General features: G+C 36.9%; 22 protein-coding genes and 1 pseudogene. 13 read left to right on the top strand and 10 right to left on the bottom strand.

Annotation, left to right across the window (positions count from 1 at the left end):
* Positions 1–484: 484 nt before the first annotated feature.
* The 4 genes from pckA to BW724_RS16600 all read left to right on the top strand — a co-directional run bounded on the left by pckA (position 485) and on the right by BW724_RS16600 (position 4,962).
* Positions 485–2,068, top strand: a complete 1,584-nt coding sequence (pckA, locus tag BW724_RS16585) for a phosphoenolpyruvate carboxykinase (ATP) (protein ID WP_088076285.1) — start codon at positions 485–487, stop codon at positions 2,066–2,068.
* A 312-nt stretch (positions 2,069–2,380) separates the two neighbouring features.
* On the top strand, positions 2,381–3,373 hold the full coding sequence (locus tag BW724_RS16590; protein ID WP_417891421.1) for an ABC transporter substrate-binding protein: 993 nt from the start codon (positions 2,381–2,383) through the stop codon (positions 3,371–3,373).
* Positions 3,374–3,398: 25 nt separating this feature from the next.
* Positions 3,399–4,166, top strand: a complete 768-nt coding sequence (locus tag BW724_RS16595) for an ABC transporter ATP-binding protein (protein ID WP_088076287.1) — start codon at positions 3,399–3,401, stop codon at positions 4,164–4,166.
* Positions 4,156–4,962 carry an ABC transporter permease gene (locus BW724_RS16600; RefSeq protein WP_235848994.1) on the top strand — a complete coding sequence of 269 codons (807 nt, stop codon included), beginning with the start codon at positions 4,156–4,158 and terminating at the stop codon, positions 4,960–4,962. Before BW724_RS16595 ends, BW724_RS16600 begins: the two co-directional genes overlap by 11 nt.
* 59 nt (positions 4,963–5,021) lie before the next feature.
* On the opposite strand, the gene ytkD is transcribed toward BW724_RS16600, so the two are convergent.
* Genes ytkD through BW724_RS16615 form a run of 3 tightly spaced genes read right to left on the bottom strand, consistent with a single transcriptional unit; the run spans position 5,022 to position 6,956 of the window.
* The gene (ytkD, locus tag BW724_RS16605; protein ID WP_419178074.1) at positions 5,022–5,522 is read right to left on the bottom strand and encodes an RNA deprotection pyrophosphohydrolase; all 501 of its coding nucleotides are present in this window, start codon (positions 5,520–5,522) and stop codon (positions 5,022–5,024) included.
* Complete coding sequence (gene mobA, locus BW724_RS16610; protein ID WP_088076289.1) at positions 5,509–6,162, bottom strand: molybdenum cofactor guanylyltransferase; 654 nt, start codon at positions 6,160–6,162, stop codon at positions 5,509–5,511. The genes ytkD and mobA overlap by 14 nt, the downstream gene beginning before the upstream one ends.
* Positions 6,162–6,956, bottom strand: a complete 795-nt coding sequence (locus BW724_RS16615; RefSeq protein ID WP_176371443.1) for a formate dehydrogenase accessory protein FdhE — start codon at positions 6,954–6,956, stop codon at positions 6,162–6,164. The genes mobA and BW724_RS16615 overlap by 1 nt, the downstream gene beginning before the upstream one ends.
* A gap of 134 nt (positions 6,957–7,090) precedes the next feature.
* Between BW724_RS16615 and BW724_RS16620 the strand changes: the two genes are divergently transcribed.
* The gene (locus BW724_RS16620; protein WP_235848995.1) at positions 7,091–8,002 is read left to right on the top strand and encodes a polysaccharide deacetylase family protein; all 912 of its coding nucleotides are present in this window, start codon (positions 7,091–7,093) and stop codon (positions 8,000–8,002) included.
* A gap of 75 nt (positions 8,003–8,077) precedes the next feature.
* Here BW724_RS16620 and BW724_RS16625 read toward each other — a convergent pair whose 3' ends face one another.
* Complete coding sequence (locus tag BW724_RS16625) at positions 8,078–8,329, bottom strand: YuzF family protein (protein ID WP_088076291.1); 252 nt, start codon at positions 8,327–8,329, stop codon at positions 8,078–8,080.
* A gap of 249 nt (positions 8,330–8,578) precedes the next feature.
* Here BW724_RS16625 and BW724_RS16630 point away from each other — a divergent pair, with 249 nt between their 5' ends.
* Complete coding sequence (locus tag BW724_RS16630) at positions 8,579–9,370, top strand: hypothetical protein (protein WP_088076292.1); 792 nt, start codon at positions 8,579–8,581, stop codon at positions 9,368–9,370.
* Positions 9,371–9,476: 106 nt separating this feature from the next.
* Here the strand turns inward: BW724_RS16630 and BW724_RS16635 are convergent, their stop codons facing one another.
* Positions 9,477–10,109: a hypothetical protein gene (locus BW724_RS16635; protein WP_088076293.1), complete on the bottom strand. Its 633-nt coding sequence runs from the start codon at positions 10,107–10,109 to the stop codon at positions 9,477–9,479.
* 130 nt (positions 10,110–10,239) lie between these two features.
* On the opposite strand from BW724_RS16635, the gene BW724_RS16640 reads away from it, so the two are divergent.
* Entirely contained in the window at positions 10,240–10,983 is a 744-nt protein-coding gene (locus tag BW724_RS16640; RefSeq protein WP_176371444.1) for a class I SAM-dependent methyltransferase, read from the top strand.
* 57 nt (positions 10,984–11,040) lie between these two features.
* On the opposite strand, the gene BW724_RS16645 is transcribed toward BW724_RS16640, so the two are convergent.
* Both BW724_RS16645 and BW724_RS16650 read right to left on the bottom strand, forming a co-directional pair.
* Positions 11,041–11,979, bottom strand: coding sequence for a glycerophosphodiester phosphodiesterase family protein (locus tag BW724_RS16645; protein ID WP_088076295.1), 939 nt, complete (start codon positions 11,977–11,979; stop codon positions 11,041–11,043).
* 1,849 nt (positions 11,980–13,828) lie between these two features.
* Positions 13,829–14,779: an ABC transporter substrate-binding protein gene (locus BW724_RS16650; RefSeq protein ID WP_088076296.1), complete on the bottom strand. Its 951-nt coding sequence runs from the start codon at positions 14,777–14,779 to the stop codon at positions 13,829–13,831.
* A gap of 207 nt (positions 14,780–14,986) precedes the next feature.
* Between BW724_RS16650 and BW724_RS16655 the strand changes: the two are divergent.
* Positions 14,987–15,175: pseudogene (locus BW724_RS16655) on the top strand (alcohol dehydrogenase catalytic domain-containing protein); the annotation flags it as partial.
* A gap of 115 nt (positions 15,176–15,290) precedes the next feature.
* Here BW724_RS16655 and BW724_RS16660 read toward each other — a convergent pair.
* The gene (locus tag BW724_RS16660) at positions 15,291–16,193 is read right to left on the bottom strand and encodes an SDR family oxidoreductase (protein WP_088076297.1); all 903 of its coding nucleotides are present in this window, start codon (positions 16,191–16,193) and stop codon (positions 15,291–15,293) included.
* Positions 16,194–16,459: 266 nt separating this feature from the next.
* On the opposite strand from BW724_RS16660, the gene BW724_RS16665 reads away from it, so the two are divergent.
* On the top strand, positions 16,460–17,317 hold the full coding sequence (locus BW724_RS16665; RefSeq protein WP_088076298.1) for a DegV family protein: 858 nt from the start codon (positions 16,460–16,462) through the stop codon (positions 17,315–17,317).
* Between the two features lie 110 nt (positions 17,318–17,427).
* Here the strand turns inward: BW724_RS16665 and BW724_RS16670 are convergent, their stop codons facing one another.
* Positions 17,428–17,712 (bottom strand): hypothetical protein, encoded by a 285-nt coding sequence (locus BW724_RS16670; RefSeq protein WP_088076299.1) that lies wholly within the window; start codon positions 17,710–17,712, stop codon positions 17,428–17,430.
* 241 nt (positions 17,713–17,953) lie between these two features.
* Between BW724_RS16670 and BW724_RS16675 the strand changes: the two genes are divergently transcribed.
* Complete coding sequence (locus tag BW724_RS16675) at positions 17,954–18,820, top strand: 5'-3' exonuclease (RefSeq protein ID WP_088076300.1); 867 nt, start codon at positions 17,954–17,956, stop codon at positions 18,818–18,820.
* Positions 18,821–19,003: 183 nt separating this feature from the next.
* Here BW724_RS16675 and BW724_RS16680 read toward each other — a convergent pair whose 3' ends face one another.
* Complete coding sequence (locus BW724_RS16680; protein ID WP_235848996.1) at positions 19,004–21,061, bottom strand: cation:proton antiporter; 2,058 nt, start codon at positions 21,059–21,061, stop codon at positions 19,004–19,006.
* 513 nt (positions 21,062–21,574) lie between these two features.
* On the opposite strand from BW724_RS16680, the gene BW724_RS16685 reads away from it, so the two are divergent.
* The 3 genes from BW724_RS16685 to thrB are packed head-to-tail and all read left to right on the top strand — an operon-like array spanning position 21,575 to position 24,850.
* A complete protein-coding gene (locus BW724_RS16685; protein ID WP_176371445.1) occupies positions 21,575–22,870 on the top strand; it encodes a homoserine dehydrogenase in 1,296 nt (431 codons plus the stop codon).
* On the top strand, positions 22,870–23,937 hold the full coding sequence (thrC, locus tag BW724_RS16690) for a threonine synthase (RefSeq protein WP_088076302.1): 1,068 nt from the start codon (positions 22,870–22,872) through the stop codon (positions 23,935–23,937). The genes BW724_RS16685 and thrC overlap by 1 nt, the downstream gene beginning before the upstream one ends.
* Complete coding sequence (gene thrB / locus BW724_RS16695; RefSeq protein ID WP_088076303.1) at positions 23,927–24,850, top strand: homoserine kinase; 924 nt, start codon at positions 23,927–23,929, stop codon at positions 24,848–24,850. The genes thrC and thrB overlap by 11 nt, the downstream gene beginning before the upstream one ends.
* Positions 24,851–25,016: the final 166 nt, after the last annotated feature.

Here is a 25,016-nt window from a genome sequence, read left to right on the forward strand (position 1 = left end):
GAATTATTCCTTATTAATCTTCCTAAACAAATAGAAATAAAGTAAAATTAAATTGAAATTACAACTTCTGCTCTCACTCAACTATTATATTGGTTTATTTAGACTGATTGAACGTTGCCACTTACACTCTTCTATGATCTACTAACTAACAAATACTCTATTAACTCACACAGTATACTTACGAAAAGATGCAGGCAATCTTAAATTGTTTTATTTTTTCACGGGTACTATTGTTCAACACTTCACAAACTTTTCACTCGATCACTTCCATGATTACGTGCATTAGTAAACGACATTTTCATAATAACCATGTCTCTCTTGTTTTAGTGAAATTGTGCTATTTTATATTATTCGTATCATCAAAGGGACTTGCACAAAAACAACACAATAAGTATAGACTATTTATCCGAATGTGTTATACTAATTAACAGATAATACGAATAATATTCCAAATAGAATATTAAACAGGGAAGGAAGATGTGATATGAGTACTATTCACTTTGAAACGGAATTAACACGCGTTTTGAGAGGAACAAACGTACACCATGATTTATCTGTATCCCAATTAATTGAAAAAGGATTAGAGAGGAAAGAAGGGGTACTAACATCAACAGGTGCATTCCGTGCAACAACCGGAAAGTACACCGGACGATCTCCTAAAGATAAATTTACAGTGGAAGAGAGATCAACAAAGGACAAAATTAATTGGGGAGCTGTAAATAAGCCTGTTTCTCCTGAAGTATTCGAAAGATTGTATGTAAAAGTGTTACACTATTTAGGTGAAAGAGATGAACTATTTGTTCACCATGGCTATGCTGGTGCGGATAAAACCCACCAACTTCCAATTAGAATTGTAAATGAGTTCGCTTGGCATAATTTATTTGTAACTCAACTCTTTATTCGTCCGAAACGAGAAGAGCTAAAAGGGATTATTCCAGAGTTTACAATTGTGTCAGCACCAGGATTTAAAGCTGATCCTGAAATCGATGGAACTAATTCAGAAGCGTTTATAATGGTTTCCTTTGAAAAGCGTACTGTCCTAATTGGTGGTACTGAATACGCAGGTGAGATGAAGAAATCCATATTCTCGATTATGAACTATCTTCTCCCTGAAAAAGGTGTCCTTCCAATGCATTGTTCTGCTAATGTTGGTACTGAAGGTGACGCTGCTTTATTCTTCGGTTTATCGGGAACAGGTAAAACCACCCTATCCGCTGATCCTAACAGATTTTTACTAGGGGATGATGAGCATGGTTGGTCTTCTAATGGTATATTCAACTTTGAAGGTGGCTGTTACGCCAAGTGTATTAATTTAACAGAGGAAACAGAGCCAGAAATTTATCGTGCTATTCGTTATGGTGCTGTACTTGAAAATGTTGTGATTGATGAGGATACTCGTGAGCCTGACTTCTTCGATTCCACACTAACTGAAAATACAAGGGTTGCTTATCCACTAGAAGCCATTCCAAATAGTGTATCACCAAGTGTAGCAGGTCACCCTAATACGATTGTATTCCTTACTGCTGATGCCTTTGGAGTATTACCTCCAATTAGTAAATTAACTAAAGAACAAGCAATGTATCACTTCATTTCTGGATATACAAGTAAACTTGCTGGAACAGAGCGTGGAATTACTGAACCACAAGCAACCTTCTCAACTTGCTTTGGGTCACCATTCTTACCACTTCATGCAAGTGTGTATGCAGAAATGCTTGGGGAAAAAATTGAGGAACATGATGTAGAAGTATTCCTTGTTAATACTGGTTGGTCTGGCGGGCCATATGGAGTAGGAAAACGAATGAACCTTCCATACACAAGGGCAATGGTTAATGCTGCAATTCATGGAGAACTAACTAATGTTGAAACAACTGTGGATCCAATTTTCGGGCTTCATATCCCAGTTCGCTGTCCTGGTGTGCCTGATGAAATTCTTCAACCAAAACAAACTTGGGAAGATAAAGAAGCATATGATCGTAAAGCAAAAGAGCTTGCTCTTAAATTTAATGCTAACTTTAAAAAATTCAAAGCAGTCACTGGTGATATTAGAGCAGCTGGACCAACTGTTTAAATTAAAAACTAAAATAACACTTGAAACAAACTCGGATAATTTCCGAGTTTGTTTTTTTATTGCACACACGCAAATAAATTTTGCATAATGAATCATTTGAAAGTGTTATAGACTGTAGTTTATTGCTTCAAACCTATTTTCATTGGAGCCCTTATTTTCATTTAAAGGCTGCTGGTATGACATAATATTCTTATTTGAATAAATTACATATGTACCAAAACTTTTATTTAATCACATTTCTAGCACTAACTTCATAATTTATCACATCAGCATATACCTAATATTTTTCAGGAGGGACATACATTGAAAGTGATAAAACTGGCATCTATATTGCTAATCTCTTTGTTAGGTGCATTCTTTTTTTCAGCTTGTAGTACAGATGACGACACGACAGAGGTTCGCTTGGCAGAAGTAACTCGTTCCATATTCTACGCACCACAATATGTCGCACTTTCTCAAGGTTTTTTCGAAGAAGAAGGGCTTGATGTAGAACTAACAACTACTTGGGGCGGTGATACAACCATGACCACCCTACTATCAGATGGGGCAGATGTGGCCCTAGTAGGAGCAGAAACATCCATTTATGTTTATGCCCAAGAAGCAAATGATCCAGCGATCAATTTTGCACAACTAACACAAACTGACGGTACTTTTCTTGTTTCAAGAGAACCAATCGAAGACTTTGAATGGGATGATTTAAAAGGAAGTACTTTCCTTGGGCAACGTGCTGGTGGAATGCCTCAGATGGTTGGAGAATATGTGCTTAAACAAAATGGTATTGATCCCCACGAGGACCTTGAAGAACTAATACAAAATATCGATTTTGGTAACATACCATCTGCATTCGCATCAGGAACAGGAGATTTTGTACAGTTATTTGAGCCACAAGCAACCCAGTTTGAAGAAGATGGACTCGGATACATCATCGATTCATTTGGAACGCAATCAGGGAACATTCCTTACACTGTATATATGGCTAAAGAAAGTTATCTAAACGATAACGAAGAAACGGTAGAAAAGTTTACACGAGCGATTCAGAAAGCACAAGTTTGGGTGCAGGAACAGCCAGCCGATGTAGTAGCTGAAGCAATTGCAGACTACTTTGAAGATACTTCCCTTGAAGTGATCGAGCAAGTAGTAGAAAGATATAGAGATCAAGGTTCATATGCTGAAACACCTTTATTACAAGAAGAGGCATGGTATTTACTTCAGGAAATTATGAATGAAGCGGGAGAGCTTCCACAGGAAATTTCGTATGAGGAGTTAGTGAATACAGATATTCCTACAAAAATTATGAATGAGTAATCCCCTTCACTAGGAGGAGGTTCAGATGGCTTTTTTGGAACTGAAGGAAGTAGAGAAGGCATTTTTTTCAAAAGAGACATTAACAGAGGCAATTAAAGATATCTCTTTTTCCCTTGAAAAAGGTGAATTTATTTCAATAATTGGCCCAAGTGGTTGTGGCAAATCAACTCTCCTATCATTAATATCAGGACTAATTTTGCCTACGAGCGGAACGATAGAGCTAGATGGAATAGAAATAAAGAGGCCAACACCTGAAACAGGATATATGCTTCAACAAGACTATTTATTTCCTTGGTTATCCATTGAAGAAAACATAACACTCGGGCTTAAAACAATGGGGAAATTAACAGGGGAAACAAAGACATCCGCTTTACACTTGTTAGAAAAAATGGGGCTAGGAGATAAAGCCAAGCATTTCCCTGGAGAACTATCAGGTGGAATGCGACAACGAGTTGCACTCGTAAGAATGCTTTCTACTGACCCAAAGCTTTTACTGTTGGATGAACCATTTTCCGCATTAGACTATCAAACGAAATTAAAGCTTGAGGATTTAGTCTTTTCTACTATTAAAGAGCACAAAAAAACCGCTATTTTAGTAACACACGACATTGGTGAGGCAATTGCTATGAGTGACAGAGTCATTCTGCTTAATGACCGTCCTGGAAAGATACAACGAGTCTTTCATATCCCGAGTGAATTAAAAGATTTATTACCATTTGAGGCTAGAAACCATGCTACTTTTAACAAATGGTTCCAAGAGGTCTGGAAGGAGCTGGAGTCCCTTGAACGATAAAAATAAAGAACTCCACCAAAATTATGTAAAGAAACTAACTCGGGAAAAACGACTTATTCGCTTAACACAATTGAGCATTCTCATTTTCTTCTTTGTCATGTGGGAAGTAGCTACTGCGAGACAATGGCTTGACCCCTTATTATTTAGTTCGCCATCAAGAGTGTGGGATCTCTTTTTGACTAGAATCCAAGATGGTAGCTTGTTTACCCACACTTCTGTAACCTTATTTGAGACTATATTGGGGTTCATCCTTGGCACCGTAATCGGAACAGTAGTAGCAGGAATCTTATGGTGGTCTCCATTCCTTTCAAAAGTATTAGATCCATATCTTGTTATATTGAATTCCATGCCTAAAGTAGCCCTTGGTCCAATATTAATCGTAGGATTAGGTCCTGGATTTACGTCAATCGTTGCAATGGGTGCCTTAATCTCAGTCGTAATTACAATCATCGTTGTTTATAATGCATTCAGAGGTGTTGATGGAAATTATCTGAAAGTAATCAATTCCTTTGGCGCAACAAAAAGACAATCATTCTTCTCAGTCATCCTTCCCGCTTCATATCCTACCATTATCTCAACTTTAAAAGTTAACGTTGGGTTAGCATGGGTTGGGGTCATTGTGGGCGAATTCCTTGTTTCTAAACAAGGATTAGGATATATGATTGTCTATGGATTCCAAGTATTTAACTTTACAATGGTGATGCTGTCACTGATTATTATAGCTATTCTTGCAACTTGTATGTATCAGTTAGTCGAACTATTGGAGCGAAAACTAATTCATAAACACAGCAATTAACTACTCTACTTCAAAAGAAAAGGGAGCCACCAGCTACAGCTGAGAGCCTCCCTTTTCTTTTATCTTGTTTTACTCGGGAAACTTAAGTAACGTTTCATCACTTCTGTCAAGCTTAATTCAAGCACATCATCTTTCATAATGAAGCTATAATTATTCTTAGACCGAATATTAGCAGGTAAGCTATTTAAAAGTAATGGACCTTCCGTTTCATGATAATCACTTTTTTCTATAAGATCCCCAATTAATGCATAGTAAACATTTTTAATTACAACTTCTGTCTTACCTTCTACTTTATATTGACCAATATAAAATAGATCTTTCACTTTTCCGCCAGTTTCCTCGTAAACTTCCCTTATCGCAGCTTCTTCAGCAGTCTCACCAACTTCTACTTTTCCACCTGGAAACTCTATCCCCCTTGAGGAATGCCTTGTTAATAACCAGTCACTTCCCAATCGACAAATGACCCACACATGCTTCGGTTCCTTTGAAAAAGGATGATCTTCCGTTGAAAAGTTTACTTTATTGTTGTAGTAGTCAGTAAATATCTTAATCAGCACCATCCCCTTTCTTTGGATCATAACGAGAATCAGTTGAAAATTTTTTATAATCCTCTGGATAATTCATATTATAAAAGGACCTCTCTATTTCGAGATCACTAAAGCCACCGTTCTTAAAATCTTGCTCTGTTACGTAGTCTGCCTTAATTTGCTCTAATAAATCTAACATTCTAAGATTGCCTTCTTTTATATTCAACTTAACCTTTTGTAATACATCTTTATGGTACAACCCGAATAATGGGTGAATCCTTCCATTTATCTTCGGGATGACTGCTAAATTAGGCTTTTGATAAAAATTATATAGCCGTCTGATTAAATACATAGCTGTTTTTGTACTAACGAATGGAAGGTCACAAGCTAAAATTAAGTTCCATTCCGTATTCGATGTCCATAGCCCAGATTGTAAACCACCTAAAGGTCCCTTCCCCTTATAAATGTCTTCAACGATCTTTAAATTTAAAAAATCATATTCCTTTGGATGATTTGCAACAATGATCACTTCATCAACAACCTTGTCAATTTCCTGAGCAATATTCTCTATTACTGAAGTGCCCTTTATTTGTAGTAATGCTTTGTTTTCCCCCATTCTAGAGGATTTCCCACCAGCTAGAATTATACCAGTGACGAATGAATTATTTTCCATTACCTATTCTCTCCATACCCTTCTTGCTCTGCAACAAAGTCCAAATGAATGGTTTCTAAATCTAATAATGCTGCTTGTTTTTCACCGGTCATTTCCGCTTCTACTACTAACTTCAAATAGTTTCTGCATGTTTTACACACTTCTAATTTAGATGTTGTGTCCTCTTCTACAGTTACATAAAATAAATTCTCATAGTCATCATCTCCACAATGAACACACTCCATTTTTTTCTGTAACCACATAGATTCACACCGAGGACAGAATAAGTACTTTTCACCGTCATTCTGCAAAATCGCCAGCCTCAATGTTTCTCCACAGCATGGACAAATTCCCATAACATCTATGTCGTTTATGAATGAAGCACATCGCTCTCCTAGTACTTGCATGAACGGACGCAATGACTGTTCTGCCAGAAAATGTGGAACAGACGGGTCCATAATCTTATTTTCCCTAGAGAAGTTTTGAAAGTATACCATGTCAAAGGTAATAGTTCCTTTAATCCAATTCAGCACGGTCTCATCGCCTAAACCTCTTACTTTAGTGATAAATTCTTCTGTTATATCAGGATTATGTTTTATTACAACATGACTGATACTCTCAACTGCATGACGAAATAAAGGAACTGGTACTGGAGATATTTTCATTTGTGGAAGTACAGGAGATTCTAAATTTAAACTTCCTTTATCCAACTCATAGACTAATTTTTTATTAATCATATCTTTAATATTTACTTGTTCATCCATAATTCCCTTTTGTAGATTTATATACTCCTCTGAGACAACATTTCGTTCCATCATTTCACCCCATTGATGTATTGTGTAAAAATTCAAGCATTGATATGATTATTATATCGTTGATCATGAAAACATGTCCATGATTGTTAGCAATTTGGGATTCAGTCAATCGTGCTTATGGTGGGGGAATATCTATGAAAAACAGCATTAAAATAACGTTTATACTAATCACAATATCATTATCTATTCTATTGGTTATACTACCTACGAGTGATAAATCATCGCCAACTAGTAATCTACCACTCTATATGGCTTCCCATCCACATAAGGAATCAAATGACAGAGAGTTAGATTATTTCGAGCCATTTTACTTCAATGAAGCTGAAAGTATATCTACCGATGAAGTGTTGAGGAAATGGGAGAACAAGTCTTTACATTCAAGCGAATGGGGAGAACATGTGTCAGGTGTGAAGAATCGGTTAAACACTGATGATAAAGTAATAGCCCTTACCTTCGATGCCTGTGGTGGTACTTATGGTAGTGGGTATGATGAGGAATTGATATCTTATTTAAGATCTGAAGAAATACCAGCCACGTTATTTTTCAATACACGCTGGATTAAAGAAAATAAAGAAACATTTATGGAATTAAGTAATGACAAATTGTTTACTATAGAAAATCATGGTACCGAGCATCTCCCCCTTTCAATAAATGGAGGGACTGCTTGGGGCATCGCAGCAACAAATTCTGTAAGTGAAGTGATAGAGGAAGTGATGGGCAATCAAAATCTCATAACTGAATTAACAGGGAAGTCCCCCTCCTATTTTCGCTCAGGAACTGCTTTTTATGATGACATCGCAGTACAAATAGTAGAAGATTTAGGTTTAACCACAGTAAATTTCAATATACTAGGCGATGCTGGTGCTACCTTTACCTCAAGCCAAGTAACCAATGCATTAGTCAATGCTACCCCTGGATCCATTGCCCTTCTTCACATGAATCGACCAGAAAGTGGCACAGCAGCAGGTGTACAAGAAGCTATACCAATCCTCATTGAAAAAGGGTATGAGTTTGTCCACTTAACAGATTATGAATTAATAGAATAGTAGAACGTGATGTTTAAAGGGATGCTGTAATTGAGCCCCCACTCACTTACAGCATCATTCAATGGTCAATTCAAATTAAGACGGCATAACCCAAACAATTTCTTGTGTACGTATAAAAAAAGTCGCTTCTTTCGTTTGTATAGTTACATGATCTGGTTTTACATCAGCCAGTTTTCCACGGATACTACCTTTACTTGTTTCAACAACAACATGCCTACCTAATACTGATTGTAATGTTTGATATACAAATGGGTCATATAATGACACATACTCGACGTTACCGCCATGTCTCTCTTGTTCGTTGTATTGATGACTCTGATTGTACATAACGATTCCCTCCTCTATATTTCAATGTCATTGTATGCCTAGAAAAATGAAATGTGTAGATATTTACCTATATTACATTAGCCTATAATTTTCATTTCTTCACACCTGGGAGTCTTTCGTATTCATTTCATGTATTATTGTTTATACTATAATTATAGATGTTCCGTTTCAGAATATAATCCATTATAATAGAGATAATCAATTACATACTCTACCTTTTAATATCTAAGGTGCATCAGAGGTGAACCAATGACAAAAAACAAAGTGATTTATTTAAGCATCGGAGCAATTTTACTTATTATTTTATCATCTATATTACTTTACTTATATTCAAATGAACCTGATCATTTCGGGGAAGCACCGTCTTTAGATGCCCAGATCACTGACACTCGTGATTCTGCTGAGGTTAATGAAGGAATTACGGACTCAATCAATATCTCTCAAGGAGAAGATGAAGCTGGAGAGTTATATTCTATTGAAGAGTATGATCAAGAGGAATTAATATCCAGTGCTAAACAAGCTATTGAAGATATTGATTTTACTGGATCTTTTTCTGAACTAAACGAAAACGCCTTGTTTGATCAAGCACTGCTAAATGATTACTATTTCAGTCTTTTAGGAGATCAATTTGCAAATGAAGAGGAACAAGATGCAAATGCTGAGTGGGAAGCTCGTGAGTTGATGGCTTGGATCTCAGTAGCCGAAGCAACTGCTGATTTTCACTACGATGAAAATAATTTCCTTACTTTTATAGAAGCTGAAAATATACTTGAATCAGAGGATCTACGTACAACTGTATTATTAAATGAATTAGAAAGTGAGAATAGTGATCTGTATGTAAGGGGATTGGAACTACGTTATTTGAAATTTTTCATTTGGGAGGAAGTAAAGGGCACATATGAACAAGAACATGCCTCTGAAGCAGATGAGACTGACGTAGATTATGAAAATCGTTTGTATTGGCTGTTTGAAGATGAGGTTACCAACTACATGATCGAAAATTATCCTGAACTAATTGAAGACTATGAATCCTACGACTAACGCCCAGAGAGCGATCTCTGAGCGTTTTTTATTCTCGAGAAAGAAGAGACAGTTATCACCCTTGCACCAGTCTTATCAACTTTATCATTTTCTTCAGTCTACCTCTTTACCTATAATCTCGGAAGTCTAGTCGAAACGTAATTCTTTGCGATGGATTTAGTGGATCCACTACTTTCAAAATCGCTTCTTTCGTAAAATCTATATCATCAGTAAGATAAGTGACAGTTGTCATGCCCCCATTACCCACTTTCTCTACTTTTACTGGCTCAATTTCTCTATTCTCTTGATTTAATATAATATCGTAAACATACCCCTTATTTCCTTCAAAACGAACATGTAAAGGAAGGAAGTTATGATTGAGGTTACCTTTTACTTCTGATACAAGCACTTCCCGTCCAAACTGATGAAATGTCTTTCTAGCCAAGTTAACAGTAGTTAAAAAAGGCGTCTCAATAAATGCGAAGCTCGTATCCTCTTTTACCTTATTCTCAGATGAATTTGATGGCTCATAGGGAATGATATACTGATCTATTATGTCAGCCGCTGCCATTCCTAGTTCAATGGCTTCTACTACTTCAGAATCACTTATAAAATAAAAATAATCTTCATCAACCACATTCTTAGTATCAGCATCAAAGTTTTCATAACGAAGACTTTTAGTACTTAGATGAAATGCGATGATAACAATACAGATTATTAGAAATGTAACCAATATCCGTCTTAGCATTTTCTTAATCATATAACCCCATCCTTCCCCATTATTATACATGGTTCGAGTGAGGACATACATACATTTCCATAGGAAAGTGAGTTGTATCACTGCTTAAAATAGTTCATCATGGTTCAATAAAATGGAGGAGGTATGCGATATGGATTTTTACACAACACTTAGTACTTATTATGACGATATCTTCAAATTAAACAAAAAGGCTGTTAGTTTTATTGGAAAAGTGATGAATGATAAACAAGGTCAACATATTCTTGATTTAGGAGCAGGAACAGGGGAAGAAGCCATCGCATTTGCAAGAAAAGGGATGAACGTAGTGGCAACTGACAATAACGAGCTTATGGTAAAAAATATGCAACAAAAAGCTTCTGAGTTAAGCCTATCAGGAATAGAAACCCTTCAACTAGACATGAAGGACATATCATTGCTCCCCCACACAAATTCTTTTGATGCAATCTACTGTATAGGAAATACGTTTGTCCACCTTTTTAATGAAATAGAAATGGTGAAGGTGCTTAACGACTGCTATTCCCGCTTAAAACCTGGAGGGAACTTCATTATTCAAATTGTAAATTACGATAGGATTATAGAGGAAAACATTACGGAGTTACCTAAAATTAATAATGCTGATAAAGGCATTGAATTTCAACGTTTTTATGAAAAAATCGGGGAAAACCTTTCATTCAAAATGAAATTATCAAAGAAACAGGAAACAGGAAAAACCATCACCTTCGAAAGTAAAACAAAACTTTTACCAATCAAAATGGAAGATTTTCATTCTATATTACAAAAATCTAATTTTACTAATTGGGAATTCCATGGAAGTTATAACTTTGAAAAATGGTCTATCGATTCCCCTGCACTTATTGCAGTCATAAAGCGTTGATATAAAAAGGGACTGAAAAAAGTAAATTAATCTTTTTCAGTCCCAAAGGATTACACTTTAATATTCTTCCTCTAATAACTCTATCATAAGATCTGGCCTATCGGTGATAATCCCGTCTGCCCCAAGATCAATAAGCTCTCTCATCTCATCTTTATCATTGATTGTCCAATAATGAACGTCCATCCCTCGGCGGTCAGCTCCACGAATGAGTTTGGCATCTTTTAAATTAAAGCGCCCTTCCTCGGTTGGAATTTGAATTGCTTCTGCCTGTGGGCGGTATAAGGAGTTTAAAAATAATTTGTGGAACACAACAAATTTCGTTATTTCTCGTCTTCCACCCCCCATCGCTACCCTTCCACTTGATATATTAGTAACCATTTCCGTAATGTCTTGATCAAAAGATGCGATTAACACATTATCTTCTAATCGATATTGTTGAATTAATTCCCACAATTTTTCGCCGATGGGCTCGTACAGTTCTGGGTCATTCGTAGCTTTAATCTCAATTACCCAGCGCATATCTGGAATGGATTCGAATAATTCCTCAACTGTAGGTACTTTCACTCCCTTGCCACGAAAACTATAATCCCCACTTAAATCCTGAAAGTAATATCCTGCATCAAGTTCCTGAATCTCATCCAAAGTTAAATCATTTACTCTCCCTGTTCCATTTGTAGTCCTGTCAACAGTATTGTCGTGGATTGCAACAAGATGACCATCCTTAGTCATATGAATATCAAACTCTAGAGCATCTACGCCCATTTCTACAGCCTGATGGAATGCTTCAAGTGTATTGGAGGGAGCTAAATGTTCACCTCCTTGGTGTGCAATCACCATAGGACCTTCATTTTCGAAAAATGGTTTCATAGGCCTTTCAGATACAGGAAAAAAATAAATTACTAACCATAATATAAGGATAATGCCAATCATTAGTCCTAGTTTTTTAAAAGCTGAACTTTTCTTTGCATTTGAAACTCGAATGACAGATATTTTCATTTTCTCCCTCCTGATTATGTATTGGCAGCTATATAGATATATTATAAGGGAACGGCATGAGCTAGAGTGAATAATGTTTCTGAAAAAGTTATGATACTTGTCTCCTTTCACTCTCTTCTATCTGTATTCAAGGTCCCAAGGAAATATTAAGTAAATCTTCTATATTGGTTTGGATATGTAAAGAACAAAAGAAAGAAACTCACGTGAGATAGGACGCTTATCGAACGCGAAATTGAGCAAAAGCAAGAAACTCACGTGAGATAGGACGCTTATCGAACGCGAAATTGAACAAAAGTAAGAAACTCACGTGAGATAGGATGCTTATCGAACGCGAAATTAAACAAAAGCAAGAAACTCACGTGAGATAGGATGCTTATCGAACGCGAAATTAAACAAAAGCAAGAAACTCACGTGAGATAGGATGCTTATCGAACGCGAAATTAAACAAAAGCAAGAAACTCACGTGAGATAGGATGCTTATCGAACGCGAAATTAAACAAAAGCAAGAAACTCACGTGAGATAGGATGCTTATCGAACGCGAAATTAAACAAAAGCAAGAAACTCACGTGAGATAGGATGCTTATCGAACGCGAAATTAAACAAAAGCAAGAAACTCACGTGAGATAGGATGCTTATCGAACGCGAAATTAAACAAAAGCAAGAAACTCACGTGAGATAGGATGCTTATCGAACGCGAAATTAAACAAAAGCAAGAAACTCACGTGAGATAGGATGCTTATCGAACGCGAAATTAAACAAAAGCAAGAAACTCACGTGAGATAGGATGCTTATCGAACGCGAAATTAAACAAAAGCAAGAAACTCACGTGAGATAGGATGCTTATCGAACGCGAAATTAAACAAAAGCAAGAAACTCACGTGAGATAGGATGCTTATCGAACGCGAAATTAAACAAAAGCAAGAAACTCACGTGAGATAGGATGCTTATCGAACGCGAAATTAAACAAAAGCAAGAAACTCACGTGAGATAGGATGCTTATCGAACGCGAAATTAAACAAAAGCAAGAAACTCACGTGAGATAGGATGCTTATCGAACGCGAAATTAAACAAAAGCAAGAAACTCACGTGAGATAGGATGCTTATCGAACGCGAAATTAAACAAAAGCAAGAAACTCACGTGAGATAGGATGCTTATCGAACGCGAAATTAAACAAAAGCAAGAAACTCACGTGAGATAGGATGCTTATCGAACGCGAAATTAAACAAAAGCAAGAAACTCACGTGAGATAGGATGCTTATCGAACGCGAAATTAAACAAAAGCAAGAAACTCACGTGAGATAGGATGCTTATCGAACGCGAAATTAAACAAAAGCAAGAAACTCACGTGAGATAGGATGCTTATCGAACGCGAAATTAAACAAAAGCAAGAAACTCACGTGAGATAGGATGCTTATCGAACGCGAAATTAAACAAAAGCAAGAAACTCACGTGAGATAGGATGCTTATCGAACGCGAAATTAAACAAAAGCAAGAAACTCACGTGAGATAGGATGCTTATCGAACGCGAAATTAAACAAAAGCAAGAAACTCACGTGAGATAGGATGCTTATCGAACGCGAAATTAAACAAAAGCAAGAAACTCACGTGAGATAGGATGCTTATCGAACGCGAAATTGAGCAAAAGTTAGAAACTCACGTGAGATAGAATGCTCATCGAACGCGAAATTGAGCAAAATCATGAAACTCACGTGAGATAGGACGCTTATCGAACGTGAAAATGTGCAAAAGCAAGAAACTCACGTGAGATAGAATGCTCATCGAAAAATAAAAAAGAAGCTTAATGGAAAATCGGCCTGATCTCCATTAAGCTTTAGCACACTTATTCTCTATTCATTTGTCAGCTCTGGGTAAACTGTCTCCGCTAAAATTCTCACAGCTTGACCAATCCGTGGACCAGGACGAGACATTATATCTGAATCAACAAGGAACACTTCTCCGTTTTCTACTGCAGTAATCCCACTCCAACCTGAACGGCTCATTATTTCTCCTTCAGGGTCATCAGTAAAATTAACTGTAGTAATAATTATATCGGGATTTCTTTCCACTACATCTTCTTCATTGACAGGTATCCACCCTTCAACATCTCCAAATACATTCTCTACCCCAGCAGCCTCTAATACCGCTTGTTGAAATGTATTTGCTCCTATTGTATAAATATCAGGACTTGGGCTAATTTCAAAATAGACAGATGGTGTTTCCTCTACTGAATTTACTAATTGCTCAACTTCCTCCATCTCCGCTTGAATATCTTGAACTAACGCTTCTCCCTGTTCTTCTACCCCCATAACCTCTGCAATTTGAATGATATCATTGTATACATCATCAATCGTCAAGGCATCGGAAATAACAAATACAGGAATACCAGCAGCTTTAATAGATTGCAGAAGTTCCTGATTGCCAATTGTATATGCAAAAATCACGTCTGGATCTAATTCAATAATTCGCTCCTCATTGATATGCAGGGCATCTGATACATTTTCAATATCCAAAGCCTCTTCAGGATAATTATCATATTCCGTTACACCAACAACTTTATCTCCTTGTCCTAAGGCGAATAAAATTTCTGTATTACTAGGTGTCAAGGAAACGACTGTTTCAGGTACCTCCTCAAAAGTGAAGGCATCTCCTAAGTCATCTGTTACTGTATATGTAGTATCTTCCCCAACTTCCGATGTGTCTGTATCTGTGTCGGCTTCATCATTTTCCTCAACCTGATCCGTTTGACAACCCATTAATACAACTAATAAAAGTGTTATAACTAACCATGCTTTTCTCATTTCTTTATCCTCCATTACATTTTCAATGTTTGTAAATATCTTTTTTACCTAATACATATCAATTTTATTAGTATAGCATATTTGGGCAAAATATGAAGAAACTGTATTTATCTCTAACTCCTAGGGTCGAGCCAATCACACTTTACATAATCTATTATCTATTAACAAAATATCTTTTATAAAACAATAACTTTTAAGGAGAATACTATGAAAGCAGTTACTTATCAAGGTGTAAAGGACGTTAAAGTAAAAGAAGTCCCAAACGCTAAGTAAGAAAAAAATGATGATGTTTTAGTGAAAATTACTAGTACAGCAATATGTGGATCTGACCTCCATCTCGTTCACGGGATGATTCCAAATTTTCCAGAAGACTATATCATTGGGCATGAACCAGTGGTTTAAAAACCATAATAATTCCCAGATGAATGAAGCTTTTTAGGAAGAGACTCGAGCTATAGGTAAATACTATTTCCCTTGGCGTCTCTTCCCTTAAAGCTATTTTAACGTTTTTTTAAGAACCTGTTATTTCACCACCGTTAACATGCAACACTTGACCAGATACATATTTAGAATCATCTGAAGCCAGATAAACGTAGGTTGGCGCAAGCTCGAACGGTTGCCCTGGTCGCTTCATTGGCGTATCAACTCCAAATTCCTTCACTTTCTCCGCTGAAAAGCTCGATGGAATTAAAGGTGTCCAAATCGGACCAGGTGCCACGCCGTTCACCCTTATCCCTTCCTTTTGTAGCGATAAAGACAAGGACCTTGTAAAGGCTACAATTGCCCCTTTTGTTGCAGAATAATCGATTAGGTCTACATTCCCCTTATATGCAGTAACCGATGTAGTATTAATAATGGTACTTCCCTTTTTCATATAAGGTAGCGCTGCCTTTGTTAGATAAAAAAACGAGTAAATATTTGTCCTGAAAGTATGATCTAACTGTTCTGCTGATATATCAAGAATACTATCTTGAACATATTGAACAGCATGATTATTGACTAAAATATCAATGCGACCAAAAGAAGCCATTGTCTGCTCAATCGCTCTTTTTGACATACTTTCCTCTTTTAAGTCACCTGGAATCAACAAGCACCGTTGACCTAATTGCTCGATTCGAAATTTTGTTTCCTCTGCATCTCCATGCTCACATAAGTAAGGGATGACGATAGATGCCCCTTCCTTAGCGTAAGCAATTGCGACTGCCCTCCCTATGCCACTATCACCACCAGAGATGATCGCTACCTTTCCATCTAACTTGCCACTTCCATGATAATTTGGATTCTCGAAGATTGGACGTGGAACCATCATAGACTCAACTCCTGGGTGGTGCTCTTGGTGTTGAGGATAAAAAGACATTGGCTTATCTTTACATTCTTTCTCCATGCTATAATACGGATATTTTGGATAATCCATTTTAAAAATCCTCCTGAATATAAAACTTATTCAGATTAAACTATGCATGAATGAGGGCGTTTGGTGCGTAAGTTTAAATAGACAACCTTATGATTCTTACAATCACTAACTTTGATAAAGAAAAATAACCATATTTTATATTACTAGAAATAAATATGTGGTAATAGTATCAGGTACTATATATAATGAATACAAAACACTTTCTATAATAACAAGAGATATTCTCGAACTAGTACTTATAATCTTTTTGAAAAGGAGCATTTATTATGAAGAAAAAGAAGATTGCTTGGGTGACAGACTCAACTGCCTACCTTACACAAGATTTACTAGATCACCCTGATGTGTACCATTTACCCATTGTTATTATGTTTGAAGATCAAGTTTATGAGGATGGTGTTGATCTGACAACTGAAGAATTATATAAACGTCTACGTGAAGAGAAAAATATACCCAAAACCTCCCAACCTTCTGTAGGTAAGTTTGCTGAGTTATATGACAAAATAAAAGAAGAATACGATTGCGCCATCGCTATTCATATTTCTAGTAAACTTAGTGGAACATTGGACAGTTCAGTAGCTGGAAAGGATATGGCTCATTTTGATGTGGAAGTTGTAGATTCTCACTCCATTTCATACGCGATTACGACACTACTAAAAAAGGGAATCGAGTTGGAGAAGCAAGGGGTAGATGTAAAGGAGATTGCTAATCGTTTAAGAGAGGAAACGAAAAACTCAGTAAACTATATTTTATTAGGGAACCTTGATCAATTTTATAAAGGTGGTCGAATGAATGGGGCACAATTCCTCCTAGGAAGTGTCCTCCAGATCAAACCGATCATTCAGATCACTAAAAATGGAGAAATAGAGCTCTTTGAAAAGGTTCGTTCAGAGAAAAAAGCAATTAATAGAATCATAGAACTCTTAAAACAATCTTATAGGGAGCATAACATAAAGCAAGTACAGATCATGCATGGGAATACTCTTGAAAAAGCTGAAGAATTAAGTAATAAAATCAAGGAACATCTCCCTAATATAGATATTGTCATCGGGGATATCAGCTCCTCAATTGCAGTTCATGCAGGAGAAGGTACTCTTGGCCTTATTTGGCATAAAGAAAAAGAATAAACACAAAGAAAAACCGGGCAAATTGCTCGGTTCTTTTCTTATCAACAAATTTGCTTTACAAGATAGATAGGTTGCAGGCTTTGTAAAAAAAACTCATGAAAGATCCACGTTCATGAGTTTTTTACTTCCTTAAATACCTTAATAAATTCATTTGGATTTTCTTTTACATTATAGCTAAAAACCCCCTGATTCGTATGTAAATATAAAAAGCCTTCCTCTCCCCTAATTTGTTTAAAAGACATATCAATGACTGTATGTAGTAGAAATTCCTTTTTGGCAGTAACAATTTTCTCATCATATAATTTCATCACACAGTTTGTTTCTATATTCTTTTGATCTAAAGGAGTGACGACCCGCTCCGTTGTAACATAAGGGTGCTGACTAATTAAATTCATAAAATCCTCCACTCAAATAAATTGCTTTAGTTTATATCATGTACAAGAAATTATACGGTTGAAACAAAGAAAAGTTCCATCTTATTTATTTTTTACTTTCTGTGTGAACAAATACAAGAGTACGCACCCGCAATAAGGACGTTTACTAAATATATAAAATATGCCAATAGACAAAAAAACAACAGTTTGCCCCTTCTATTTGATATAATATACAAGATTATTGAATAAAGAGGTGTTTCTTATGGAAAAAAACAAAGTCATGCTCGTAGATGGAATGGCTTTATTATTTAGATCTTTCTATGCAACTGCTATGAGTGGCTATTTTATGGTTAATAGTAAAGGTGTTCCTACAAATGCCATTCACGGTTTCATTAAGCATTTATTTACTGCTGTGAACACATATAAACCTAGCCATGTCATTTGCTGTTGGGATATGGGCAGCAAAACTTTTAGAACAGAGCTTTACCCTGATTATAAAGGAAATCGCGGGGAGCCACCTGTAGAATTAATTCCACAATTTGATCTTGTAAAAGAAGTAGTAGAGTCTCTAGATATTCCAAACGTAGGCCTAGCAGGATATGAAGCTGATGATTGTATTGGCACATTAGCCCAACATTATAAAGCAGATTCTGAAGTCCTTATCTTAACTGGAGACAAAGATATTTTACAGCTAATCGAAGAAAATATTCACGTTATTATTCTTAAAAAGGGCTATGGTAATTATGGTTATTACAAGGAAGATTCATTTTTTAATGAAGTCGGAATCGCTCCAAATCAAATGGTTGATTTGAAAGCCTTAATGGGTGACAGCAGTGATAACTATCCTGGAGTAAAAGGAATTGGAGAAAAAACGGCAGTTAATCTATTAAAGAATTATGAGTCCATTGAAGGGATTCTAGAAAACCTCCCTTCACTAACAAAAGGTCAACGTACTAAAATAGAAAATGATCTTGAGATGCTACACCTCTCACGTAAACTTGCCAAAATCCATTGTGAAGTAGACGTGAGCTGTGAAATAGAAAAAGCTATTTTTAATGTAGACCGTGAAAAAATGATCGCTAAATTTAAAGAGCTAGAATTTAAAAACATCGATTCAATGATAGGTTAATGATCAATCTTTACATTCTTCAGTCCGCATTTATCAAAATGCGGACTGATATTTTAATTTTATCCTGATTCCGTATATTAGGTGTTGATATGACCTCCATCTACTTCCCTTTTACCACAGGCATAAGTGCGACATCAGCTCATTCTTCGCTGTGTCTTCTTTACCGCGGGCGGCTGATAAGCCTCAATCCCCGTAATTCGTGAAGAAAAAGTCTTTTGGAACTTCTGTACCACGACTTCCCCTTACATCTACTTCTTCCTCTTCTGCAGGATAAAAGACGATAAAACTTTCCTGTTCTTTTTTTGCTAACATTTTCGGAAGTCTTTCAAGCTGAGGATGCCAGGCAATCGTTCCCTTTCTTGCACTCAATATAATAATTAAGTCCTCTTCCTTCAACATGGGAACTACCTCTTCATAAAAGTGTGTCCAACTATCTGTAGTCATCAAGGTCGTTGGTGGATTCGGTTTTATTCCCTTCATATCATCTGCATAATGCCCAGACTGGTCATTAATAATAACACATAGCAAACCTACATTAAGTCTGCTAGCAATTTTCTTTATCTTTATCATTGCATGGTGAAAACCAGGTTTGTACCTTGAACTTTGTGGAATAATGACCACTACTCGATTTGTTGTATTTAAGGGGTGATCTATTTTTGTAACTAAGACTGCTTGATTAGTCCGTTGAATGAAACGGTCAATTACACTCCCATACAATTGCCTGCTAGTTGGTTCAGCATCCCAACCTGCTACAACAATATTAATCCTTTCTTCAGCAATGGCACGGACAATACCATCTGATATGTTTAAATCCACTTTCGTGAGTAAACGGACAGGCATCTCTGCCCCTGAGGCATACATAACAGCATGGCCTAGCATTTTCTCAGCTTTTGCAACCTCTCCTTCTGCATTTCCAACCTCTTTTTGTACAACAGTCAGTGGGTAAAGCGGTTGATCATCAGAAACAGACTTAATGATAAAAGATAAATCTAATAGGGACTCCATTGTTTCCGGATTAGAAAGGGGAATTAAAATTCTTTCAGGGCCTTCTTTCCTCACATATGGCTTTAACTCTTCACTAACTGCAAGTCTCCTTCCATATTTCTCCACAAGATATGGACCTATAATACAGGTGATTAAAATCATGATAATAACAGCATTTACAGTTGCTTGATCTAACAGTCCAACATCATAACCCACCAAAGTTGCAGCTAGAGTTGCAGCAGCTTGAGGAATTGTCAAACCGAACATTACTTTTGTTTCGATTGAATGATAATTATAAATTTTACTTGTAATAAAGGGAGCTGAAATTTTTCCAATAAAAACAGCTAAGAGTATTAGGCCAGTCACTAACCAAGAACGGGGATCGCTGAACAACACACTTAAATCCATAAGTAATCCAACTGACAATAGGAAAAAGGGGATAAACAGTGCGTTTCCAACAAAACGGATCCTATTCATTAAAGGACCTTGGTCGATAATAAATCGATTTAGTGCGAGCCCTGCTAAAAAAGCGCCAATGATTGGTTGCATCCCAGCGACTAATGCTAAAAAACCAGCTCCAAATAACACAACCATCACATAAGTGAATTCACTTGTTCCTTCTGGGTTGAAATTTTTAAAATACCATCGAGATAAATAGGGTGTTCCCCACAATACAACAAACACAAAAATGATTAATGAAATGACTAAGGTGGTCCAGAAATGAAAGGATAATTGACCTTGTGCTGCACCCACAATAACTGCAAGAACTAATAATGCAAGTGTATCAGTAAGAAGTGTACCCCCTACTGCAGTAGTGACCGCCTTGTTTTTTGAAACTCCAAGTCTACTAGCAATGGGGTATCCCAGTAATGTGTGTGATCCAACTATGGAACCAATTAAAATGGACGCCGCCAAGCTATAGCCTAAGAATAATGCAAAGAAAGTTCCAATAATAAATGGAATGATAAAGGATAAGGTTCCAAATAACACACTTCGATGCCTATATTTTTTAAAACCATCTATGTCCAATTCTAAGCCAGCAATAAAAATAATAAAAAGTAATCCAACAGTACCTAACAAAATAATCGTTTGATCTCTTTCTAAAATATTTAATACGTTAGGTCCAACGATAATACCAGCAAGTATAGGCCCAATAATTCCAGGGATACGTAATTTTTTCATTATCATTGGTGTAATAAAAAAAAGAAGCATTGTTAATGCAAATATGATGACGGGATCTTCTAGTGGTTGAAACAAATGTAGTCCTCCCCCCATGAATCAGTCAAAATGAATATATTTGACCTATGGCTATCGAACGAGCTTTCTCATAAGCTCTGTTAAACTTAGATCTTGATTATCAACATTATTCTTTAACAAAACTTTCTCATAAAAAGTTGTTATGTATGTAAGATTTAGTATTACAAATATACACAAATATAACTATTTTCCGAGGACATTGGTTTATACTTATTCCTATGAAAAAGGTGATGACGTATATTCAATGATTTGTCTTTTCCAATCATTTTATAGATTTCCCCAATGAACCTCAGCAAAAGTTATAATTTTTTTCTGAAATTTCATTTACTTCATGTATGCGCTTACTCCATTCGTACATCTGACTTATGGAATCCTAAACCCATTAAACCCTTGGTACAAAAGAAAAATTAGTGCATCTTAAGGGTTGTAAAAAGATCTTACACAGACTATAATGTCTTTTATATATATACAGGTGTCTTCTATAAGAAGACATAAGTGAAGGGCGAGGATATCATGGAGAGTATTTCGGTAGGTCTATTAGGCTTAGGAACAGTTGGGAGCGGTGTTGTTCAAATTATTGATCAGCATCAGGATAAACTGATGCATCAAGTCGGGTGCAAAGTCAGTGTAAAAAAGATATTAGTGAAAGATACAAATAAGAAAAGAGACGTTTATTTAAACGGAACAAGATTAACAGATGATCCTAATGAAGTTTTAGCAGATCCAGATATTGATGTTGTCATCGAGGTCATGGGTGGCGTAGACCAAACTAGGGAATACATCTTAAAAGCGCTAGAAAATAAAAAACATGTTGTCACTGCTAATAAAGATTTAATGGCCGTTCATGGAAGCGAACTCCTCCAAACAGCTTTAGAAAATAAATGTGACTTGTTTTACGAAGCTAGCGTAGCTGGTGGAATCCCAATTTTAAGAAGTTTGGCTGAAGGCTTGGCTTCCGATCGCATTACAAAGATGATGGGAATTGTAAATGGCACAACAAATTACATTCTCACTAAGATGTCTCAAGAAGGGCGCGATTATGAAGAAGTTCTGAAGGAAGCCCAGGAACTAGGTTATGCTGAGGCTGATCCTACTTCAGATGTGGAAGGCTTAGATGCAGCAAGGAAGATTGCAATATTAGCAACTCTAGGGTTTTCCATGAAAGTGGACCTAGACGATGTTCATGTTTCAGGAATTTCCCAAGTTACACAGTCTGATTTAAACTATTGTGACCAACTAGGGTATACGATGAAATTAATCGGTCTTGCAAATCGTACAAAGAGCAAAGTGGAAATAAGCGTACAACCAACCCTACTTCCACATTCCCACCCACTCGCTGCCGTTCATAATGAATTTAATGCTGTTTATGTGTACGGTGAAGCTGTAGGGGAAACCATGTTTTATGGTCCAGGGGCTGGTAAGCTTCCAACAGCTACTGCAGTTGTCTCAGATTTAGTGGAAGTCGCTAAAAACATGCGACTAGAGGTAAATGGAAATAGTGTCGTTCTTCCACAATATCCAAAGAACCTTAAATCAGATGATGAGATTAATGCTAAATATTTTTTACGAATTCATGCAAAGGACCAACCTGGAACATTTGCAGCATTAACATCTGTGTTTTCAGGACAAAACGTAAGTCTTGAAAAAATCTTGCAACTTCCACTTACGGAAGGCAATTTAGCTGAAATTATTATTGTTACGCATAAAGTATCTAAATTAAATTACGAAATTATATTACAGCAATTAAATGATCTAGATGCCGTCGCTGAAGTGAAAAGCAGCTACCGCGTGGAAGGAGAGGAAAATTGATGAGGTGGAAAGGATTACTACATCAGTACAAAGATTTATTACCAGTATCAGATAACACTCCAAAACTATCATTATGTGAAGGGAATACTCCTTTAATACCTCTGGAGCAGCTATCTGAGCAGCTTGGAATAGAACTATATGCAAAATACGAAGGCGCAAATCCAACTGGTTCATTTAAGGATCGTGGAATGGTGATGGCTGTTGCTAAGGCCAAGGAGGAAGGTAGCGAAGCGATTATGTGCGCCTCCACTGGGAATACCTCTGCAGCCGCTGCAGCCTACGCAGCTAGAGCAAAATTACGTTGTATCATTGTAATCCCTGACGGAAAAATCGCTATGGGGAAATTAGCTCAAGCAGTGATGTACGGTGCTGAAATATACGCCATTGAAGGAAACTTTGATCAAGCTTTACAAATGGTTCGGAAATTAAGTGAAGTCTCACCGATCACTCTAGTCAACTCAGTAAACCCTTATCGTATTGAAGGGCAAAAAACAGCGGCTTTTGAAGTTTGCGACCAATTAGGGAGTGCCCCTGATGTTTTAGCCATCCCAGTCGGGAATGCTGGTAATATTACTGCTTACTGGAAAGGTTTTGAAGAATATCATCAACTTCATCAAACTGGACTTCCAGAAATGCATGGCTTTGAAGCAGAAGGCGCTGCTGCCATCGTACGGAACCAAGTAATTGAAAGCCCTGAGACGGTTGCAACAGCCATTCGAATCGGAAATCCTGCCAGCTGGGATAAAGCAGTCAAAGCGGCCCACAATTCAAATGGTAAAATTGATGAAGTAACAGATAAAGAAATTTTAGAAGCTTATCAATTACTTGCACAAAAAGAAGGTGTTTTCGCTGAACCAGCTTCATGTGCCTCAATAGCTGGAGTCATTAAACAAGTACAGTCAGGTGAAATTCGCAAGGGAGCTAAAGTTGTCTCCGTACTAACTGGAAATGGCCTGAAAGACCCTAACTGCGCGATAGACACAGCTCAGATTGCACCTGTTAAACTACCAAACGATGAGGAAATGTTATTTGACCATATACTGGGACGTGTTACCCATGAAAGATAAAATGCTTTTTACTATCACGGTTCCAGGGAGTACTGCAAACCTTGGCCCTGGTTTTGATTCCATTGGTCTTGCACTCAATCGCTATTTAACCCTTGAAGTGAAAGAAAGTAGCGACTGGAGTTTTATTCCAAGCTCTGATAATTTAACGGGAATTCCAACAGATAAAAGTAATTTAATTTATGAAGTTGCCGAATCAGTTGCTAGAGATTACAATCTATCATTACCAACTTGTGAAGTATCTCTCTACAGTAACATTCCCCTTTCAAGAGGAATGGGAAGCAGTGCTGCAGCGATTGTTTCTGGGATTGAATTGGCAAATCAACTACTCCACTTAGATCTATCTGTGGACGAAAAAGCACGTCGTGCCAGTCTCATTGAGGGACACCCTGACAATGCTTGTGCCTCCCTCTACGGAGGTCTTGTCATTGGAAATCATAGTGATGAGGACACGAATATCGTCTTAGGGGGCTGTCCTGACTTTGATATGGTAGCACTAATCCCTGAAACTGAGTTAAAAACCAAGGCATCTAGAAGCATATTACCTGAATCTTTAGCGTATAAAGACGCTGTAAAAGCTAGTAGTGTAAGCAATGTTCTGGTTGCCTCTATTTTTCAGAAGCGCTGGGATATCATGGGGAAAATGATGATGAAGGATCTTTTTCACCAGCCGTATAGAAAATCAATCGTGCCTGAGTTAAAAACTGCATTCTCTATCGTAGGTGAATTGAATGCTTATGGTGTCACCCTAAGTGGTGCTGGACCAATCATACTTTTCTTCACATCAAAAGGAAATGGAAAAAAGCTAAGGGAACAAGTCCAACTAAAGTTTCCAACATATAACGTAGAAGAGTTGAGCGTCGATCAAAGAGGAGTAGTTGTTGAACGAGAAGTTAAGCAAAGTTATGCAACATAAGACTACCATTCAAGGCCGCTGAAATAAGTCGTAATGTAGTGTTTAAATCGCACCAATATTTAATGTTCCTTATTTAGAAAATGAAGAGATGAGACCTGAGCATTCGAATATGCACAGGTCTCATTCATTCATTCCTTAGGCGTTACCCGCGGAAGGCGTGTTCGTG

It is taken from the genome of Litchfieldia alkalitelluris, from assembly GCF_002153425.1.
In the GTDB taxonomy this organism is placed as follows: Bacteria; Bacillota; Bacilli; order Bacillales; family Salisediminibacteriaceae; genus Evansella; species Evansella alkalicola.

Excerpts from the sequence above, each read along its gene's own strand:
- pckA (WP_088076285.1), top strand. The coding sequence starts at position 485 with ATGAGTACTATTCACTTTGAAACGGAATTAACACGCGTTTTGAGAGGA.
- BW724_RS16595 (WP_088076287.1), top strand. The coding sequence starts at position 3,399 with ATGGCTTTTTTGGAACTGAAGGAAGTAGAGAAGGCATTTTTTTCAAAA.
- ytkD (WP_419178074.1), bottom strand. The coding sequence starts at position 5,522 with ATGGTGCTGATTAAGATATTTACTGACTACTACAACAATAAAGTAAAC.
- mobA (WP_088076289.1), bottom strand. The coding sequence starts at position 6,162 with ATGGAAAATAATTCATTCGTCACTGGTATAATTCTAGCTGGTGGGAAA.
- BW724_RS16615 (WP_176371443.1), bottom strand. The coding sequence starts at position 6,956 with ATGGAACGAAATGTTGTCTCAGAGGAGTATATAAATCTACAAAAGGGA.
- BW724_RS16620 (WP_235848995.1), top strand. The coding sequence starts at position 7,091 with ATGAAAAACAGCATTAAAATAACGTTTATACTAATCACAATATCATTA.
- BW724_RS16625 (WP_088076291.1), bottom strand. The coding sequence starts at position 8,329 with ATGTACAATCAGAGTCATCAATACAACGAACAAGAGAGACATGGCGGT.
- BW724_RS16630 (WP_088076292.1), top strand. The coding sequence starts at position 8,579 with ATGACAAAAAACAAAGTGATTTATTTAAGCATCGGAGCAATTTTACTT.
- BW724_RS16635 (WP_088076293.1), bottom strand. The coding sequence starts at position 10,109 with ATGATTAAGAAAATGCTAAGACGGATATTGGTTACATTTCTAATAATC.
- BW724_RS16640 (WP_176371444.1), top strand. The coding sequence starts at position 10,240 with ATGGATTTTTACACAACACTTAGTACTTATTATGACGATATCTTCAAA.
- BW724_RS16645 (WP_088076295.1), bottom strand. The coding sequence starts at position 11,979 with ATGAAAATATCTGTCATTCGAGTTTCAAATGCAAAGAAAAGTTCAGCT.
- BW724_RS16650 (WP_088076296.1), bottom strand. The coding sequence starts at position 14,779 with ATGAGAAAAGCATGGTTAGTTATAACACTTTTATTAGTTGTATTAATG.
- BW724_RS16660 (WP_088076297.1), bottom strand. The coding sequence starts at position 16,193 with ATGGATTATCCAAAATATCCGTATTATAGCATGGAGAAAGAATGTAAA.
- BW724_RS16665 (WP_088076298.1), top strand. The coding sequence starts at position 16,460 with ATGAAGAAAAAGAAGATTGCTTGGGTGACAGACTCAACTGCCTACCTT.
- BW724_RS16670 (WP_088076299.1), bottom strand. The coding sequence starts at position 17,712 with ATGAATTTAATTAGTCAGCACCCTTATGTTACAACGGAGCGGGTCGTC.
- BW724_RS16675 (WP_088076300.1), top strand. The coding sequence starts at position 17,954 with ATGGAAAAAAACAAAGTCATGCTCGTAGATGGAATGGCTTTATTATTT.
- BW724_RS16685 (WP_176371445.1), top strand. The coding sequence starts at position 21,575 with ATGGAGAGTATTTCGGTAGGTCTATTAGGCTTAGGAACAGTTGGGAGC.
- thrC (WP_088076302.1), top strand. The coding sequence starts at position 22,870 with ATGAGGTGGAAAGGATTACTACATCAGTACAAAGATTTATTACCAGTA.
- thrB (WP_088076303.1), top strand. The coding sequence starts at position 23,927 with ATGAAAGATAAAATGCTTTTTACTATCACGGTTCCAGGGAGTACTGCA.